Annotated in this window: 16 protein-coding genes; 15 read left to right on the top strand and 1 reads right to left on the bottom strand. The window is 72.7% G+C overall.

Translation table 11 applies throughout. The features are described from left to right. Positions 1 to 171: 171 nt before the first annotated feature. Both FJQ56_RS03985 and ettA read left to right on the top strand, forming a co-directional pair. Complete coding sequence (locus FJQ56_RS03985; RefSeq protein ID WP_140007882.1) at positions 172 to 576, top strand: single-stranded DNA-binding protein; 405 nt, start codon at positions 172 to 174, stop codon at positions 574 to 576. Positions 577 to 656: 80 nt separating this feature from the next. Next, positions 657 to 2339, top strand: a complete 1683-nt coding sequence (gene ettA, locus FJQ56_RS03980; RefSeq protein WP_140007881.1) for an energy-dependent translational throttle protein EttA — start codon at positions 657 to 659, stop codon at positions 2337 to 2339. A 51-nt stretch (positions 2340 to 2390) separates the two neighbouring features. Here ettA and FJQ56_RS03975 read toward each other — a convergent pair whose 3' ends face one another. Continuing rightward, positions 2391 to 3020, bottom strand: coding sequence for an HtaA domain-containing protein (locus FJQ56_RS03975; protein ID WP_140007880.1), 630 nt, complete (start codon positions 3018 to 3020; stop codon positions 2391 to 2393). A gap of 188 nt (positions 3021 to 3208) precedes the next feature. On the opposite strand from FJQ56_RS03975, the gene FJQ56_RS03970 reads away from it, so the two are divergent. The 13 genes from FJQ56_RS03970 to rodA all read left to right on the top strand — a co-directional run bounded on the left by FJQ56_RS03970 (position 3209) and on the right by rodA (position 15169). Next, the gene (locus tag FJQ56_RS03970; RefSeq protein WP_170215247.1) at positions 3209 to 3784 is read left to right on the top strand and encodes an RNA polymerase sigma factor; all 576 of its coding nucleotides are present in this window, start codon (positions 3209 to 3211) and stop codon (positions 3782 to 3784) included. Further along, entirely contained in the window at positions 3777 to 4535 is a 759-nt protein-coding gene (locus tag FJQ56_RS03965) for an anti-sigma factor (protein ID WP_140007878.1), read from the top strand. Before FJQ56_RS03970 ends, FJQ56_RS03965 begins: the two co-directional genes overlap by 8 nt. Before the next feature lie 62 nt (positions 4536 to 4597). Continuing rightward, the gene (locus FJQ56_RS03960; protein ID WP_140007877.1) at positions 4598 to 5269 is read left to right on the top strand and encodes a pyridoxamine 5'-phosphate oxidase family protein; all 672 of its coding nucleotides are present in this window, start codon (positions 4598 to 4600) and stop codon (positions 5267 to 5269) included. A gap of 97 nt (positions 5270 to 5366) precedes the next feature. Beyond that, positions 5367 to 5774: a nucleoside-diphosphate kinase gene (ndk, locus tag FJQ56_RS03955; protein WP_211350742.1), complete on the top strand. Its 408-nt coding sequence runs from the start codon at positions 5367 to 5369 to the stop codon at positions 5772 to 5774. Positions 5775 to 5851: 77 nt separating this feature from the next. Continuing rightward, positions 5852 to 6370, top strand: coding sequence for a hypothetical protein (locus FJQ56_RS03950; RefSeq protein ID WP_140007875.1), 519 nt, complete (start codon positions 5852 to 5854; stop codon positions 6368 to 6370). Then, the gene (locus tag FJQ56_RS03945) at positions 6370 to 6669 is read left to right on the top strand and encodes a hypothetical protein (protein ID WP_140007874.1); all 300 of its coding nucleotides are present in this window, start codon (positions 6370 to 6372) and stop codon (positions 6667 to 6669) included. Before FJQ56_RS03950 ends, FJQ56_RS03945 begins: the two co-directional genes overlap by 1 nt. Positions 6670 to 6679: 10 nt before the next feature. Beyond that, positions 6680 to 8434, top strand: coding sequence for an alpha/beta hydrolase (locus FJQ56_RS03940; RefSeq protein ID WP_140007873.1), 1755 nt, complete (start codon positions 6680 to 6682; stop codon positions 8432 to 8434). Positions 8435 to 8487: 53 nt separating this feature from the next. Next, positions 8488 to 8979 (top strand): hypothetical protein, encoded by a 492-nt coding sequence (locus FJQ56_RS03935; RefSeq protein ID WP_140007872.1) that lies wholly within the window; start codon positions 8488 to 8490, stop codon positions 8977 to 8979. 311 nt (positions 8980 to 9290) lie between these two features. Continuing rightward, positions 9291 to 10322: a rod shape-determining protein gene (locus FJQ56_RS03930; protein ID WP_140007871.1), complete on the top strand. Its 1032-nt coding sequence runs from the start codon at positions 9291 to 9293 to the stop codon at positions 10320 to 10322. Beyond that, a complete protein-coding gene (gene mreC / locus FJQ56_RS03925) occupies positions 10319 to 11254 on the top strand; it encodes a rod shape-determining protein MreC (protein WP_246083975.1) in 936 nt (311 codons plus the stop codon). Before FJQ56_RS03930 ends, mreC begins: the two co-directional genes overlap by 4 nt. Then, positions 11251 to 11775 carry a rod shape-determining protein MreD gene (gene mreD / locus FJQ56_RS03920; RefSeq protein WP_140007870.1) on the top strand — a complete coding sequence of 175 codons (525 nt, stop codon included), beginning with the start codon at positions 11251 to 11253 and terminating at the stop codon, positions 11773 to 11775. Before mreC ends, mreD begins: the two co-directional genes overlap by 4 nt. Then, the gene (gene mrdA / locus FJQ56_RS03915) at positions 11772 to 13913 is read left to right on the top strand and encodes a penicillin-binding protein 2 (RefSeq protein ID WP_140007869.1); all 2142 of its coding nucleotides are present in this window, start codon (positions 11772 to 11774) and stop codon (positions 13911 to 13913) included. Before mreD ends, mrdA begins: the two co-directional genes overlap by 4 nt. Beyond that, a complete protein-coding gene (rodA, locus tag FJQ56_RS03910) occupies positions 13910 to 15169 on the top strand; it encodes a rod shape-determining protein RodA (RefSeq protein WP_246083974.1) in 1260 nt (419 codons plus the stop codon). The genes mrdA and rodA overlap by 4 nt, the downstream gene beginning before the upstream one ends. The last annotated feature ends 522 nt before the right edge of the window (positions 15170 to 15691 follow it).

Below are 15691 nucleotides of genomic sequence, written 5' to 3'. Positions count from 1 at the left end.
TGGGGGAGGCGCGGCCTGTGCGGATGACCAGGAGTCGTCCACAGGGTCGGGTCCCCGACCGGTCGTCCACAGGCACCCGCCGTGCGCCGCAGGACTGTCGGCGGTCGCGCCTTGGCTCGTGCCGTGCCCACCGTGGGCGCACCACCAGGCGAGAAGACAGAGGAGATCGACATGTACAACGAGACGACGGTGACCCTGCAGGGGCGGGTCGGCGGGGACGTGATGCTGCGCCAGGCGGGCGGCACTCCCGTGGCCAACTTCCGGGTGGCCTGCACCCCGCGGCGCAAGGACCGCGAGACCGGTGACTGGGTCGACGGCCCGACCCAGTGGTACTCCGTCAGCGCGTGGCGCTGGCTCGCCGAGCACTGCGCGGCGTCGCTCCACCGCGGCGATGCCGTGATCGTCCACGGCCGGGTCGACATGCGCACCTACATCAACAAGGCCGGGGTCGAGACCCTCGACGTGCACATCGACGCCGCGACCGTGGGCCACGACCTCTCCCGCGGCACCTCGACCTTCCACCGCCCGCCGTCGGTCGAGGTCACGCCGCCGCAGGGGGAGGTGGCGGCGGCGTGAGCCCGGGGCGGCAAAACCCCCGAGCGCCGCCCTCACCCCGGACGGGCGGGACACCCCGGTCCCGACTAGGCTCGGTGACCATGGCGGAATATGTCTTCACCCTGCGCAACGTGCGCAAGGCCCACGGTGACAAGGTCGTTCTCAACAACGTCACCCTCTCGTTCCTGCACGGTGCCAAGATCGGCATCGTCGGACCCAACGGCACCGGCAAGTCGTCCCTGCTGCGGATCATGGCCGGGCTCGACCACGCCAACAACGGCGACGCCATCCTCGACCCGGGCGCCACGGTCGGCATGCTCCAGCAGGAGCCGCCGCTGACCGAGGGCAAGACGGTCCTCGAGAACGTGCAGGAGGCCGTGGCCGACACGCTGGCCAAGATGGCGCGCCTCAACGCCGCCTACGAGGAGATGGGCGAGCCGGACGCCGACTACGACGCCCTCGCCAAGGAGACCGGCGACCTGCAGGAGGAGCTCGAGGCCGCCAACGCCTACGACATCGACAGCCGGCTCGACCAGGCGATGGACGCGCTGCGCTGCCCGCCGCCCGACACGATCGTCGACCACCTCTCCGGTGGTGAGCGGCGCCGGGTCGCGCTGTGCAAGCTGCTGCTCCAGCAGCCCAGCCTGCTGCTGCTCGACGAGCCCACCAACCACCTCGACGCCGAGTCGGTGCAGTGGCTCGAGGGCCACCTCAAGACCTACCCGGGTGCCGTCCTCGCGATCACCCACGACCGCTACTTCCTCGACAACGTCGCCGAGTGGATCCTCGAGCTCGACCGCGGGTCGGCCCACCCCTACGAGGGCAACTACTCGACCTACCTCGAGACCAAGAAGGAACGGCTCAAGATCGAGGGCCAGAAGGACGTCAAGCGCGCCAAGATGCTCGAGCGCGAGCTGGAGTGGGTGCGCTCCAACGCCAAGGCCCGCCAGACCAAGAGCCGCTCGCGCCTGGCGCGCTACGAGGAGATGGCGGCCGAGGCCGACCGCGACCGCAAGATCGACACCTCCGAGATCAACATCCCGGCCGGGCCACGACTGGGCGACATCGTGCTCGAGGCCGAGCACCTCGGCAAGGGCTTCGACGGCCGGGTCCTCATCGACGACCTCACGTTCTCGCTGCCGCGCGCCGGCATCGTCGGCGTGATCGGGCCCAACGGCGTCGGCAAGACCACGCTGTTCCGGATGATCACCGACCAGGAGGACCCCGACAAGGGCGACCTCAAGGTCGGCCAGACCGTCAAGCTCAGCTACGTCGACCAGAGCCGCGGCGGCATCGACCCGCAGAAGAACGTGTGGGAGGTGGTCTCCGACGGGCTCGACTTCATCAAGGTCGCCAACTTCGAGATGAACTCCCGTGCCTACGTCGCCTCGTTCGGCTTCAAGGGCCCCGACCAGCAGAAGAAGGCCGGCGTCCTGTCCGGTGGTGAGCGCAACCGCCTCAACCTGGCGCTGACCCTCAAGATGGGCGGCAACCTGCTGCTCCTCGACGAGCCCACCAACGACCTCGACGTCGAGACCCTGTCGTCGCTCGAGGACGCCCTGCTCGAGTTCCCCGGCTGTGCCGTGGTCACCTCGCACGACCGGTGGTTCCTCGACCGGGTCGTCACCCACATCCTGGCGTGGGAGGGCACCGAGGAGAACCCCGCCCAGTGGTACTGGTTCGAGGGCAACTACGCCTCCTACGAGGAGAACAAGATCGAGCGCCTCGGCATCGAGGCGGCTCGTCCCCACCGCGTCACGCACCGCCGGCTCACCCGCGACTGACCCGGGCTCGGCCCGACCGCCGTCCGATGACGGCGGCCGGGCCGGGCGAGGTCAGGAGCGCAGCGAGCGGATCGTGGCGTCGACGCGCACGTTGCCGATCTTGAGGCCACCGGCGAACAGGTCGGTCCCGAAGTAGTCGTTGAGGGCCGTGGCGGCCTCCGGGGTCAGCGTGGCGGGCAGCGCGTAGACGGCGAGCTTGTTCTTCGACGCCCGGATCGTCGCCTTGCTCAGGTCCAGGCGCAGGACCGGCAGGGTGGCGCCGGCCTCGTCGGCGTACGCCGAGAGCCGCTGCGAGGTGGTGCTGACGGCGAAGTTGCGGATGGTGAGCGACTTGCCGCCGGCGGTGAAGGTCAGGCCGCCGGAGTGCTTGATCGAGCCGGCCAGGGACTTCACGTTGAGCAGGCCGCCGGTGATCGGGAACGTGATGCCGCTGCTGACGACCTTCGCCTCGCTGGCCGGGGCCACCGTGATGTCGTTGTCGGCCAGCACCTGCGCGGTGCCGGCGTCCAGCTTGAGCGTCGTCTGCCCGCCGATCGGGACGGCGTACGCCGCGGAGCGGGTCGAGCCCGGGGCGGCGCTCGAGGAGCCGACGCCGGCGACCAGGGCGGCGGTGAGCGCGACGGCGACGGCGAGAATCGCGGCGTGCAGCCGGGTGCGGTTCGGCACGGGAACGGTGGTCATGACTACTCCTGGGATCGGGCCGGCCGGGTGCCGGCTTCGATGACTACTGCGCGACGTCACCTCGATCCGGTTGCACCGGTGGTCCGCGGGCCGGGCGTCGGGCGCACTCAGGGACACCCCCAGGGACACCCGGAATTGGTGACCTTGGGGGTGCAACCCGGCGGGCCGTTGGTCGCGCAGGACAGGGTGTGGAGGGTGAGACGGAGCTGGTCGACGTGAGCCGCGAGGACCCCGAGGTCGCGCTCGGGCGGCGCCTGGTCGCCGACGACTCCGCGATCGACGACGTCTACGCCGAGCTGGCGCCCACGGTGCTGGCCTACCTGCGCCGCGTGCTGCCGCCGGCCGACGTCGAGGACGTGCTGCAGCGCACGTTCCTCGACGTGTGGCGCTCCCGCCTGCAGTACGACCCGTCCCGGCCGCTGGCCGGGTGGGTGATGGGCATCGCCAAGCACCGAGCCACCGACCTGCTGCGCAGCCGCGTGCCCGAGCCGGTGGCCGAGGTGCCCGAGCCCGACCCGGCGAGGGTCGAGCACGTCGACCACGACGACCTGGTGGAGCGGTTCGAGAGGTCGCGCCAGGTCCGGGCGGCCATGGGCCGGTTGAGCCCGGAGCAGCGCCAGGTGCTCTTCCTCGCCTACTTCAACGACCTCACCCTCGCGCAAGTGGCCGACTGGGTGGACGCGCCGCTCGGTACAGTCAAGGCGCGAGCCGCCCGTGGCCTCCGCGCCCTCGCAGAGCAGATCGGACGTGATCCCCGTGACTGAGCACCACCGGGAGCCCCACCTCGACGTGTCCGCGCTGCTGACCGGGGAGACCCCGCCGTCCGAGCGGCGCGCGGCTCTCGCGCACGTGCGCGACTGCGCCGACTGTCGCGACCAGTTCGTCGTGCTGGGCGCGGCGATGGGCGAGGTGCGCGACGCCGTGCGCCACGCCCCGGTCGAGCCGGGCGAGGTCCCACCGCTGCGCCTGGACCGCTCCGACGCCACGGCTCCCGACATCGGGGCGTCCGTGACCGCGCCGGTGGCCCTGGCCGCGGCCCGGCCCCGTCGCAGCCGCCTGGTGCGGGCCGGTCTCGGGGCGGCCGCCGCGGTGCTGCTCGTGGCCGCGGGTTTCGGCGCGGGGCGCGGACTGACTGACGACGGGTCGAGCCGCACCGAGGTGGCCGCGCCGGCCGCGCCCGTGCCCCTGGTCTCGGTCGGCAGCACGGCAGCACCGGTGGCAGGGTCCGCGGCGATGACGGGCGAGGGGGGCGAGCAGAAGATGGCGATCGCCCTCGCGGGACTCACGGCCCCCGCGGCCGGCACCCACTACACGATCTGGCTGATCGACACGGTCGGCGGCCGGGCGCGCGAGGTCGGTGTGATGCCCGAGAGCGACGCGACGGTGATGCGGGCGGTCTTCGCGCTGCCCGCCGACGAGGCGGAGGGCTACGACGCGCTCAACGTCAGCGTCGAGGACGACGAGACCGTGGTGTCGGCACCGACCCACAGCCTGCTCCGCGGCACCCTCGTGTGACCGCGCGGGACCGCGAGCAACCCCGATGCCCCGCCGGTGCCTCGTCCCCGAGGATGGACCCCATGAGCACGCCCCTCTCGCCGACCGACCGCACCACCGTCCGCCGCGGCCGCGACCGGGCCCAGGAGGACCGTGCGCCGATGCACGCACTGCTCGCCGATGCGCTCGTCGCCCACGTGGGCGTGGTCGTGGGGGACCACCCCGTCGTGCTCCCGGTCGCCTTCGCCGTCGACCTCGAGGGACCGGACCAGGGCGGCACCCTCTACATCCACGGCTCGGTCGCGGCGCGCTGGCTGACCGGGGCCGAGAGCCGCACCGTCTGCGTGACGGTCACCGAGCTCGACGGTCTGGTCGCGGCCCGGTCCGGCTTCCACCACTCGATGAACTACCGCTCGGTGGTCGTCATCGGCGAGGCGCGCATCGTCGAGGACGCCGAGGAGAAGGCGCACGCCCTCACCCTCACCGTCGACCACATGGTCCCCGGGCGGTCCGCCACGCTGCGCCCCCACACGCGCCGGGAGCTCGCGGCGACCTCGGTCCTCGCCGTGCCCCTGGTCGAGGCGTCGATGAAGCTGCGCGCCGGGGGGCCGGTCGACGAGCCCGAGGACATCGCGTCCGGTGCCTGGGGCGGCGTGATCCCGCTGCGACGGGTGTCGACCGGTCCGGTCTCAGGCGATGACTCCCACGACGACGTCCCGCCCGACGTCGTACGCCGTGCCGCCGAGCTCGTCTGACGGGGACGTGGTCTCGAGGCTCGCTGCGCTCGCACCTCGACCGACGTCAGGGGCTCGCTGCGCTCGCACCTCGACCGACGTCGGTAGGGTGCGCGGCATGACGCAGCGCACCCTCGTCCTCCTCAAGCCCGACACCGTCCGCCGCGGCCTGGTGGGTGAGGTCCTGTCCCGGTTCGAGGCCAAGGGCCTGACGATCGTGGCGATGGAGCACCGCGCCATCGACGGCGCGATGGCCGACCAGCACTACGCCGAGCACGTCGAGCGCGACTTCTACCCGCCGCTGCGCGACTTCGCGACCAGCGGCCCGCTGGTCTCGCTGGTGCTCGAGGGTGACGAGGCGATCGACGTGGTCCGCGCGCTCAACGGGGCCACCGACGGCCGCAAGGCCGCGCCCGGCACCATCCGCGGCGACCTGTCGCTGTCCAACCGCGAGAACCTCGTGCACGCCTCGGACTCGCCCGAGTCGGCCGCCCGCGAGATCGCGCTCTGGTTCCCCTCGCTCTGACCTGGCGCGCCAGCCCGGGGCCGCCCGGCCCCTGACCGGCTGTTTCCGTGCCGCCCCGCTGGGGAGGCTGACCCACCATGGCCGACTTCTTCTCGGAGCTCCACCGTCGCCACCCCGACGTCGATCTCGTCGTCCTGCCGCCGTCGCCCCCACCGGCGGACGTGCCGGAGGCCGGTGACGACGAGGTCGCGGCGGCGTTCAGCAACGTCGCCCGCGCGACCCGCCAGGTCTGGTCGACGATGGCCCCCGCGAGCGCCGCAGAGCCCCGCATCCGCTGGTCGTACGCCGCCGACCCCGGTCGGGTCCACCCGGTCGGTCGGGTGGTCGAGCGCCGCAGCGACGGCTCCCACCTGCTGGTCGGCCTGCGTCACGACCTCGAGAGCCACGGCTGGGCGGTGACCCGGCCCGCCGGGGTCGTCGAGCGGCTGGCGGGACGCCTCGACGACCTCACCCTCACCGCGTCGTACGCCGAGCCCAGCGGCGCCCTCGTGCTCACGGTCTCGCACGAGCCCCTGGTGGTCGGCCCGGACCGGGCCGTCGCCCTCGTCCGACCCGCCCGACCCGCCCGCCCGACCGCGGTCGGCGGTGAGCGCTGATGGAGGTCGTACCGGTCTCGGTCGGCAGGGCCGCGCAGGCGTGGGACGAGCAGCACCTCGACCTGCAGGCGGCCTCCGCGCAGGTCGCCGGTGCGGGCTCCGCGGGCTTCACCGCCGTGGTGTCGGGCCCGGCCGCCCGGTTCCTGGCCGCCTGGGAGCGGCACGTGCGCGACCTCGGCACCACCAGCGAGGCCCGCGCCGACGGGCTGCGGGTCACCGTCGCCGACTACGTCGCGACCGACCGGCTCGCGTTCGACGAGCTCAGGTCGCTGACCCCCTACCTGACCGAGGAGCGCTGAGGTCATGGCCGTGGTGACCCTTCCGAGCCGGCCCCGCGTCGTCCCCGTGCTCACCGTCGACCCCGGCGCCATCCGGCGTACCGGGGGTCAGCTGCTGGCGGCGTCGACCCAGGTCGACGACCTCGGCACCTTCGTCGCCGGCACGGCGCGCATCGGCGACTGGCACGGGCCCGCCTCGGTCGCCTACCACGACGCGATCGTCCCGACCGGGCGTCGGGCCGACGCCATGTCGCTGGCCCTGCGCGGTGTGGCCCAGCGCGTCGCGACCCACGCCGACGAGATGACCGACCTGCGCGATCGACGGGTCGACCTCGTCGACCGTCGCGACCACCTGCAGCAGCAGATCGCCCACCTCGAGACCAGGGCGACCGGCGAGGTCACTCCCGAGGAGCTCGCCGACCTGCAGGACGACTGCCGGCGGGTGCAGGGCGAGGTCGATGCCTTCGAGTCCGACCTGACCGCCTGGAGCACGGCCATCACGACCGAGGAGGGGGCGATGAACGACGCCTTCACCCGGGTCCTCGACCTGGCTGCGGTCGACCGTCTCTACGGCGGCGTCGCCGACCCCGCCGACGCGGCCCTGGACACCAAGCCGCCCGCCGGCGCCTCGCCGCAGGCGGTCAACGCCTGGTGGGACGGTCTGACCACCGCCCAGCAGCAGGCGATCATCGCCGCCGCGCCGGGAGCGATCGGCAACCTCGACGGCATCCCCGCCGGTGCCCGGGACGACGCCAACACCGTCGCCCTCGACCGGGACCTCGCCGACTGGCGCAACGCCGACGCGCAGGGCGTGATGACCGACGACGAGCGCCAGTGGCTCGCCAACGCCGAGGCCGCCCAGGACGCCCGCGACGAGATCGAGGGTCGCGTCGACCCGGTGACCGGCCTGCCGATCGAGAGTCAGATCTACCTCTACGACCCCTCCGCCTTCGACGGCGACGGGGCGATCGCGGTCTCGGCCGGCAACGTCGACACCGCCGACAACGTGGCCGTGCTGACCCCCGGCTTCGGCACCGACGGCGAGTCGGCGCCGTACCAGGCCGACCGCGCCGCCACGGTCTACGAGTCCAGCCGGTTCCTCGACCCGACCGCGTCCAACGCGACCCTGTTCTGGATCGGGTACGACGCCCCCGACAACCTCCCGTGGACCGGCGAGGGCTGGGACGGCGCGGGCGTGGCCACCGAGGGTGCCGCCGAGGACGGCGGGGCCCGGCTCGCCGACCTGGTCGACGGCCTGCGCGCCTCCCGCGACGGCGACGACGCCCACCTCACCGCGATCGGCCACTCCTACGGCTCGACCACGACGGGCCACGCCGCCCACGACCACGGCCTCGACGTCGACGACCTGGTCTTCGTCGGCAGTCCCGGGGTCGGCGGCGACACCGACAGCGCCGCGGACACCGGGGTCGACCCCGACCACGTCTGGGCCGGTGCCAACAGCCGCGACCCGGTCACGTACCTGGCCAACCACGGCTGGTTCCACGGCGAGACGCTCGGCGGGGCCGGGCTCGGCGACGACCCCGCCGAGGACGACTTCGGAGCCCACCGCTTCCAGGCCGAGGACGTCTCGCGTCCGGACCTGCCCGACTTCGACCAGCACTCGCTCTACTTCGACCACGACACCGAGTCGCTGCACAACCTCAGCGAGATCATCAACGGCAACTACGACGGCGTGCTCACCGCCGATCCCAACCACGACCCCTGGTACGCCGGCGTGCACGACCCCGAGCTCGACCGCGAGCCCACCACCCAAGTCACCCGATGAGGCTGGGCCTGGTCTTGGCGGTCGTGGTGCTGCCGGTCGGGTTGACTGGCTGCGTGGCCGACGACGACAGCGCGACCTCCCCCGACACCACCTCCGACGCGAACGGCTCCCACCGGACCCGGCTCGAGTCCGACCGTGCCGAGGCCGGCGAGCTGGTGCGCGGACTCACCCCGCGCCTGGTCGCCGAGCTCGTGGGTGCGGCGCAGAGCCCCCGCGGGAGCTTCCGCGGTTGCCGTGGTCGTGCGCCCGAGGGCATCGCCGCGGTGGAGTACGTCGCCACCGTGCGCATCGACGCCGGCCCGGCGGCACCCGACGACCTGCTCCAGCCGGTCCCGGCCTACCTCAGCGGGTCTGACGACGTCGTCGAGTCCACCGTGCCGGGCGGCCGTCGGCTCACGGCGCCCTGGGGAGACCTGACCGTGACGGTCACGACCCGACCGGCCGCGGGTGACTTCCTGCTCGTCACCGTCACCGGCGGCTGTCACGACATCCCCGCCGACGAGCAGGACGAGTGGCTCGACCGGGGCGTCGACGACCTGACCTGACCCACGTCGGTCGAGGCGCGAGGAGCTCTGGTCGCGCGCCTCGAGACCTTGGTGGCGTCCTGTCCAGGTCTAGTCGGGTGGGTCGGTGGCGGGGGTCTCGAGGCTCAGGCCTGGCGGCCTTCGCACCTCGACCGGCGTGGGGCATTCGCGGCCTCGGCCGGGGTACGGCGCGACACACCCCATGCGCCTCCGCTGTCACACGCGTCCCACTGCCTACGCTCGCTACCGGGTCCGCCGTTTCGTGCGCGTGACGGGCCTCGGGTCTTCCCCCGTCTTCCCCGACCCCGCGCACGACAGTGAGGCGCGCGCGCATGGCGAACAGCATCATCGGTCGTGACATGGCCGTCGACCTCGGCACGGCCAACACGCTGGTCTACGTGCGGCGCCGGGGCGTGGTGCTCGACGAGCCGAGCGTCGTCGCGGTCAACGACACCACCGGCGAGGTGCTCGCCGTGGGTCACGACGCCAAGCGGATGATCGGGCGCACGCCCGACAACATCACGGCGCTGCGACCGCTCAAGGACGGCGTCATCGCCGACTTCGAGGCGACCGAGCAGATGCTGCGATGGTTCATCCAGCAGGCCCACAAGCGGCGCTACTTCGCCAAGCCGCGGATGGTCATCTGCGTGCCGAGCGGCATCACCGCGGTCGAGCAGCGCGCGGTCAAGGAGGCCGGCTACCAGGCCGGCGCCCGCCGGGTCTACATCATCGAGGAGCCGATGGCCGCCGCGATCGGCGCCGGCCTCCCCGTCCACGAGCCCACCGGCAACATGGTCGTCGACGTCGGCGGCGGCACCACCGAGGTCGCCGTCATCTCGCTCGGCGGCATCGTGACCAGCCTCAGCATCCGCACCGCGGGCGACGAGCTCGACCAGGCGATCGTGAGCTGGATGAAGAAGGAGCACTCCCTGATGTTGGGGGAGCGCACCGCCGAGGAGGTCAAGATGACCCTCGGCTCGGCCTTCCCCTCCCTCGACGAGTCGCCCGCCGAGGTCCGAGGCCGCGATCAGGTCAGCGGGCTGCCGCGCACCGTCGAGGTCACCCCGGCCCAGATCCGCCAGGCCCTCGAGGAGCCGCTGCACGCGATCGTCGACGCGGTCCGCGTGACCCTCGACCAGACCCCGCCCGAGCTGGCCGGCGACATCATGGACCGCGGCATCGTGCTGACCGGCGGGGGTGCGCTGCTCCGCGGGCTCGACGACCGGATCCGCCACGAGACCGGCATGCCGGTCCACGTCGCGGAGAACCCCCTGGTCTCGGTCGCCCTGGGCGCCGGGCGCTGCGTCGAGGAGTTCGAGGCCCTGCAGGCCGTGCTCGTCGCCGACCACCGGCGGTACCGGTGACGACCGCGCTGCGCGCGCTGGGCCGGCGCGGCTACGGCCGGGCCCCGCGCGAGGACCGCCCCGGTCGTCCACCGGGCGCGCTGGTGATCGCGCTGGTGCTCGCCTGCGCCAGCCTGATGGTCCTCGACAGCAGTGACGACGGTGCGCTCGACCCCGCCCGGCGGGCGATCGGCGAGGCCGTCGGACCCGCGCAGGCCGCGGCCGACAGCGCCGTACGCCCGATCGCCGGTCTGTCCGACCGCTTCGAGAGCCAGGACGACCTGCGCGGGCGGCTCACCGCCCTGGAGTCCGAGAACGCCGAGCTGCGCGCCCGCGTCCGCAAGGCGCCGTACGACGCGGCCCGGCTCGCCGAGCTCGAGGGCCTCACGGCCGCGGCCACCGAGCTCAGCCAGGCGCTGGTGCCGGCCCGGGTCATCGCGATCGGGTCCTCGCAGTCGTTCTCCAGCACGGTCACCATCGACGCCGGCTCCGACTCCGGCATCACCCCCGACCTCACGGTCGTCAACGACGACGGCTTGGTCGGCCGCGTCCTGCGGGTCACCGACACCACCGCCACGGTGCTGCTCATCGTCGACCCCGACTCCACCGTCGGTGGCCGGCTCGCGGAGAGCATGGAGATCGGCTTCCTCAAGGGCCGCGGTGTCATGGGTCGCACGGCACGCCTCGACCTCGAGCTCGTCGACGAGACCGTGGTGCCGCGCAAGCACGACACGGTCGTCACCTGGGGCAGCGAGCACGGTGACAGCCCCTACGTCGCCGGCGTCCCGATCGGCCGGGTCGTGTCGGTCTTCTCCAGCCTGCGCGACACCTCTCAACGCGCCGTGATCGACCCGTACGTCGACTTCGCCAGCCTCGACATCGTGGGCGTCGTCGTCCCCTCCGGCACCCGCAGCGACCGCGCCGTGGTCGAGGCCGACGGGAGCCTGCGATGACGTCGTCCCGCGCCGTGCGCACCGTGCTCCTCGCCCTGGCGGCCGTCGTCGCCCTCGTCCTGCAGACCAGCGTGTTCCCGCACTTCGCCTGGCGCGGTGTCGGACCCGACGTGGTCCTCCTCGTGGTCGTCGCCGGCGGCCTGCTGCGCGGACCCCAGGTCGGCCTGGTCCTGGGCTTCGGCGCCGGCCTGCTGCTCGACCTCGCACCGCCCGCCGACCACGTCGCCGGTCGCTGGGCCCTCGCCCTGCTCCTCGTCGGGTACGTCGCCGGGCGGGTCCGTCAGGACGCACCGGCCGGCCTCGGCGCGACCCTGGCGGCGGTCGCCGCCTGCTCGTTCCTCGGCACCTCCGTCTTCGCCCTGACCGGGCTCCTGCTGCAGGACCGGTCCGCGACGGTTCCCGACCTGCTCGAGGTCGTCCTCACCGGGGTCGCCTGGGACCTCGCCCTCACCGCGGTCGTGCTGGCCGTGGTCGCCCTGGCGCGCGCCCGTCTCGAGCCCGACGGCGTACCCGCCCGATGACGCGGTCGACGGGCAACCCCAGCCGCGGCGGACTCCGGTTGATCGTGATCCAGGCCCTGGTCTTCTCGCTGTTCGCCACCTTGTTCGTGCGGCTCTACTACCTCCAGGTCGTCGACGGCGACGAGTACCAGGGCCGCGCAGCGGCCCAGTCGGTCCGCGAGATCGTCGTCCAGCCCACCCGCGGCCTCATCGTCGACGACCAGGGCCGGCCCCTGGTCGCCAACCGGCTGACCTGGGTCGTCGCCCTCGACCGGACCGTGCTCGGCAAGCTCCCGGCCGCCGAGCGTCGGGTCCTGCTGCGCCGTGTCGGCAAGGTGATCTCGATGTCGCCCGGCCGGATCGAGAAGGTGCTGACCTCCTGCGGCGACAAGGGCGCCGAGCCCGGCGTGTGCTGGAACGGGTCGGCCTACCAGCCCGTCCCGGTGGCCCAGGACCTCGCGCAGGAGCGCGCGCAGCGCTTCCGCGAGCAGCCCGAGGACTACCCGGGGGTCGTCGTCGAGCAGCAGACCGTGCGCGCCTACCCGGAGCCCTTCGGCATCAACGCCGCCCACCTGCTCGGCTACCTCAGCCCGATCACCGAGGACGAGCTCGACGCCTCGAAGGAGTCGGGCGACCAGTCCGTCAACGGCGCCTCGGTCGTCGGACGCGCCGGCATCGAGCAGCAGTACGACAGCTGGCTGCGGGGGATGCCCGGCTACCAGCAGGTCAAGGTCGACTCGCTGGGCCGCGAGATCAAGGACGACGCCGACAACGTCCGCAGCGTCGAGGCCCAGCCCGGCGACACGCTGGTCACCTCCATCGACGCCAAGGTGCAGAGCGTCGTGGAGAAGCAGCTGCACGAGATGATCACGACCGCTCGCGCCACCCACGACCCGGTCTCGGGCAAGAACTACGCCGCCGACTCCGGCGCCGCGGTGGTGATGGAGGCCAGCACCGGCCGGATCGTCGCGATGGCCAGCCAGCCGACGTACGACCCGTCGGTCTGGGTCGGTGGCATCACCAAGAAGCAGCTCTCCCGGCTCTACTCCGAGGCCGCCGGTACGCCGCTGCTCAGCCGGGCGACGCAGGGGCAGTTCGCCCCCGGCTCGACCTGGAAGCCGTTCATGACGGCCGGTGCGCTGACCCACGGCTACTCGACCGACACCACGCTGCCGTGCTCGTCGTCCTTCCAGGTCGGCAACCGCGCCTTCCACAACCACGAGTCGGCGGCCTACGGCGACATCGGCTTCGCGAAGGCCCTCGAGGTCTCCTGCAACACCTTCTTCTTCCGCGTCGGCTACGACTACTGGCAGCAGTACGGCTCGGACGCCGCCGACGTCGACGCCCGCGACCCGCTGGTCGAGGAGGCCGAGAAGTACGGCTTCGGCGCCGAGACCGGCATCGACCTGCCCGGCGAGGCCTCCGGCCGGATCGCCGACCGGCACTGGAAGCGCTCCTACTACCGCTCGATGAAGAAGTTCTACTGCGGCATCGCGGACAAGCCGCAGGACGCCGACACGAGCGACTTCGTCTACAAGTTCGCCAGCGAGTTCTGCGTCGAGGGCTACAAGTACAAGGTGACCGACGCGGTCAACTTCGCCATCGGCCAGGGCGACACCATCGTCACGCCCCTCCAGCTCGCCCGCGGGTACGCCGCCATCGCCAACGGCGGCACGCTCTACGCCCCCCGCGTCGCCCGGGCCGTGGTCGCCTCCGACGGCACCGTGATCCGCCGCATCAAGCCCGAGGTCACCGGTCACGTCGACCTGCCCAAGGGCGTCCAGGGCTACCTCGACCAGGCCCTGCGCGGAGTCACCCGCGAGGGCACCATGGCCTGGAAGATGAACGGCTTCCCGCTCGACGAGGTACCGATCCGCTCCAAGACCGGCTCGGCCGAGGTCTACGGCAAGCAGTCGACGTCGTGGGTCGCCTCCTACTCCGACGACTACGTCGTGGTGATGATGGTCAGCCAGGGCGGCACGGGCTCCGGCACCGTCGGGCCCGGCGTCCGCAAGATCTGGGAGGCGCTCTACGGCGTCGACGGCGACCAGGTCACGCCCGACAAGGCGGCCGTCCCCGGCACCGTGCTGCCCGACCGGCTGCCGTCCTTCCGCAAGGACGGCACGATCCTCCCGCCGGCCGTGAAGGAGACCCCGTGAGCACCACGACGCCCAGCCGGACCGGCCGGACGAGCCGGCCCGGCCGGACGAGCCGGCCCAGCCCGGCCAGCCGGCCGGCCGCGGCGTCCACGCCGTCGCTGGTCTCGCGGGTACCCGCTCCCGACCGGCTGCTGCTGCTCGCTGTCCTCGCGCTCACGGTGATCGGCTGCCTGCTCGTCTGGTCGGCGACCAGCACCCGCGACGACCTGACCGGCGGCGACCCGCGCGCCTACCTGCTCAAGCAGGTGGTCAACGTCGTCATCGGCCTGGTCCTGCTCTTCCTGGTCGTCGTCACCGACCACCGGTGGGTGCGGATCGTGGCGCCCCTGGTCTACCTCGCCTCGGTCGGGGGCCTGGTCCTCGTGCTGACCATGGGCACGGTGGTCAACGGCTCGCGCTCCTGGCTGATGGTCGGCGGCGCCTCCATCCAGCCCTCGGAGTTCGCCAAGCTCGCGGTCGTCATCGGGATGGCGCTCGTGGTCGCCGAGCGCTCCGAGGGACGGCGGCTCAAGGGAGCCGACGGCGCCACCGGGGTCGACGTCGTCCTGATGCTGCTCATCGCCGGTGTGCCGGCGGTCCTGATCCTCGCCCAGCCCGACCTCGGCACCATGCTGGTGCTGAGCGCGACCGTCTTCGGCGTCCTGGCCACCACCGGCGCCCCGCGTCGCTGGCTGGTCGCCCTGGGCCTCGCCGGGGTCGCCGGCGCGGTCGCCGCGGTCGCCGGCGGCCTGCTCGAGCAGTACCAGGTCGACCGCTTCCTCGCCTTCACCGACCCGTCCCTCGACCCGCGCGGCGCCGGCTACAACGTCGAGCAGGCCCGCATCGCCGTCGGCAACGGCGGCTTCTTCGGCCAGGGCCTCTTCCACGGGTCGCAGACCCGCTCGGGCTTCGTCCCCGAGCAGCACACCGACTTCGTCTTCACCGTCGCCGGCGAGGAGCTCGGCCTCCTGGGCGCCGGCGTCATCATCGCCCTGCTGGGCGTCGTCCTGTGGCGCGCCCTGCGGATCGCCTCGCGTGCCGACGACGTCTTCGGCCGGGTCGCCGCCGCGGGCATCGCCTGCTGGTTCGGCTTCCAGGCCTTCCAGAACATCGGCATGTGCCTCGGCATCATGCCGGTCACCGGCGTCCCCCTGCCGTTCGTCTCCTACGGCGGCAGCTCGATGTTCGCCTCGATGCTCGCCGTGGGGCTGCTGCTCAACATCTCGCGCCGCTCCGCCGAGGCGCCGGCGGCGCGGATGCGGCCGACGCGACGCTGACCCCGCCTGGGTCGGTGGGCGGACACCGCTGATCGTGACGTGACCCGCGGTGCGTCGGTTGGTGGGCTTGGGTGAGTGGGAAGTGACCCGCGGTGCGTCGGTTGGTGGGCTTGGGTGAGTGGGAAGTGACCCGCGGTGCGTCGGTTGGTGGGCTTGGGTGAGTGGGAAGTGACCCGCGGTGCGTCGGTTGGTGGGCCTCGGTGAGTGGGAAGTGACCCGCGGTGCGTCGGTTGGTGGGCCTCGGTGAGTGGGAGGTGACCCACCCCGGGTCGGTTGGCGAGCATCGATGAAGGTGAAGTGACGCGGGGTGGGTCACTTCCTGATCTCGATGGCGGCCAGGAGTGAGGCGGGGTGGGTCACTTCGTGATTCGGGCGGTGCCGTAAGTGAGGCGGGGTGGGTCACTTCATGATCTGGACGGTGTCCAGGAGTGAGGCGGGGTGGGTCACTTTCGTGATTCGGGCGGTGCCGGAAGTGAGGCGGGGTGGGTCACGTCGGAACCGGAGGCCCTGGGGCCACATGGT

It is taken from the genome of Nocardioides plantarum (assembly GCF_006346395.1).
GTDB lineage: Bacteria > Actinomycetota > Actinomycetes > Propionibacteriales > Nocardioidaceae > Nocardioides > Nocardioides plantarum.
This window is presented reverse-complemented; position numbering and strand designations above follow the sequence as displayed.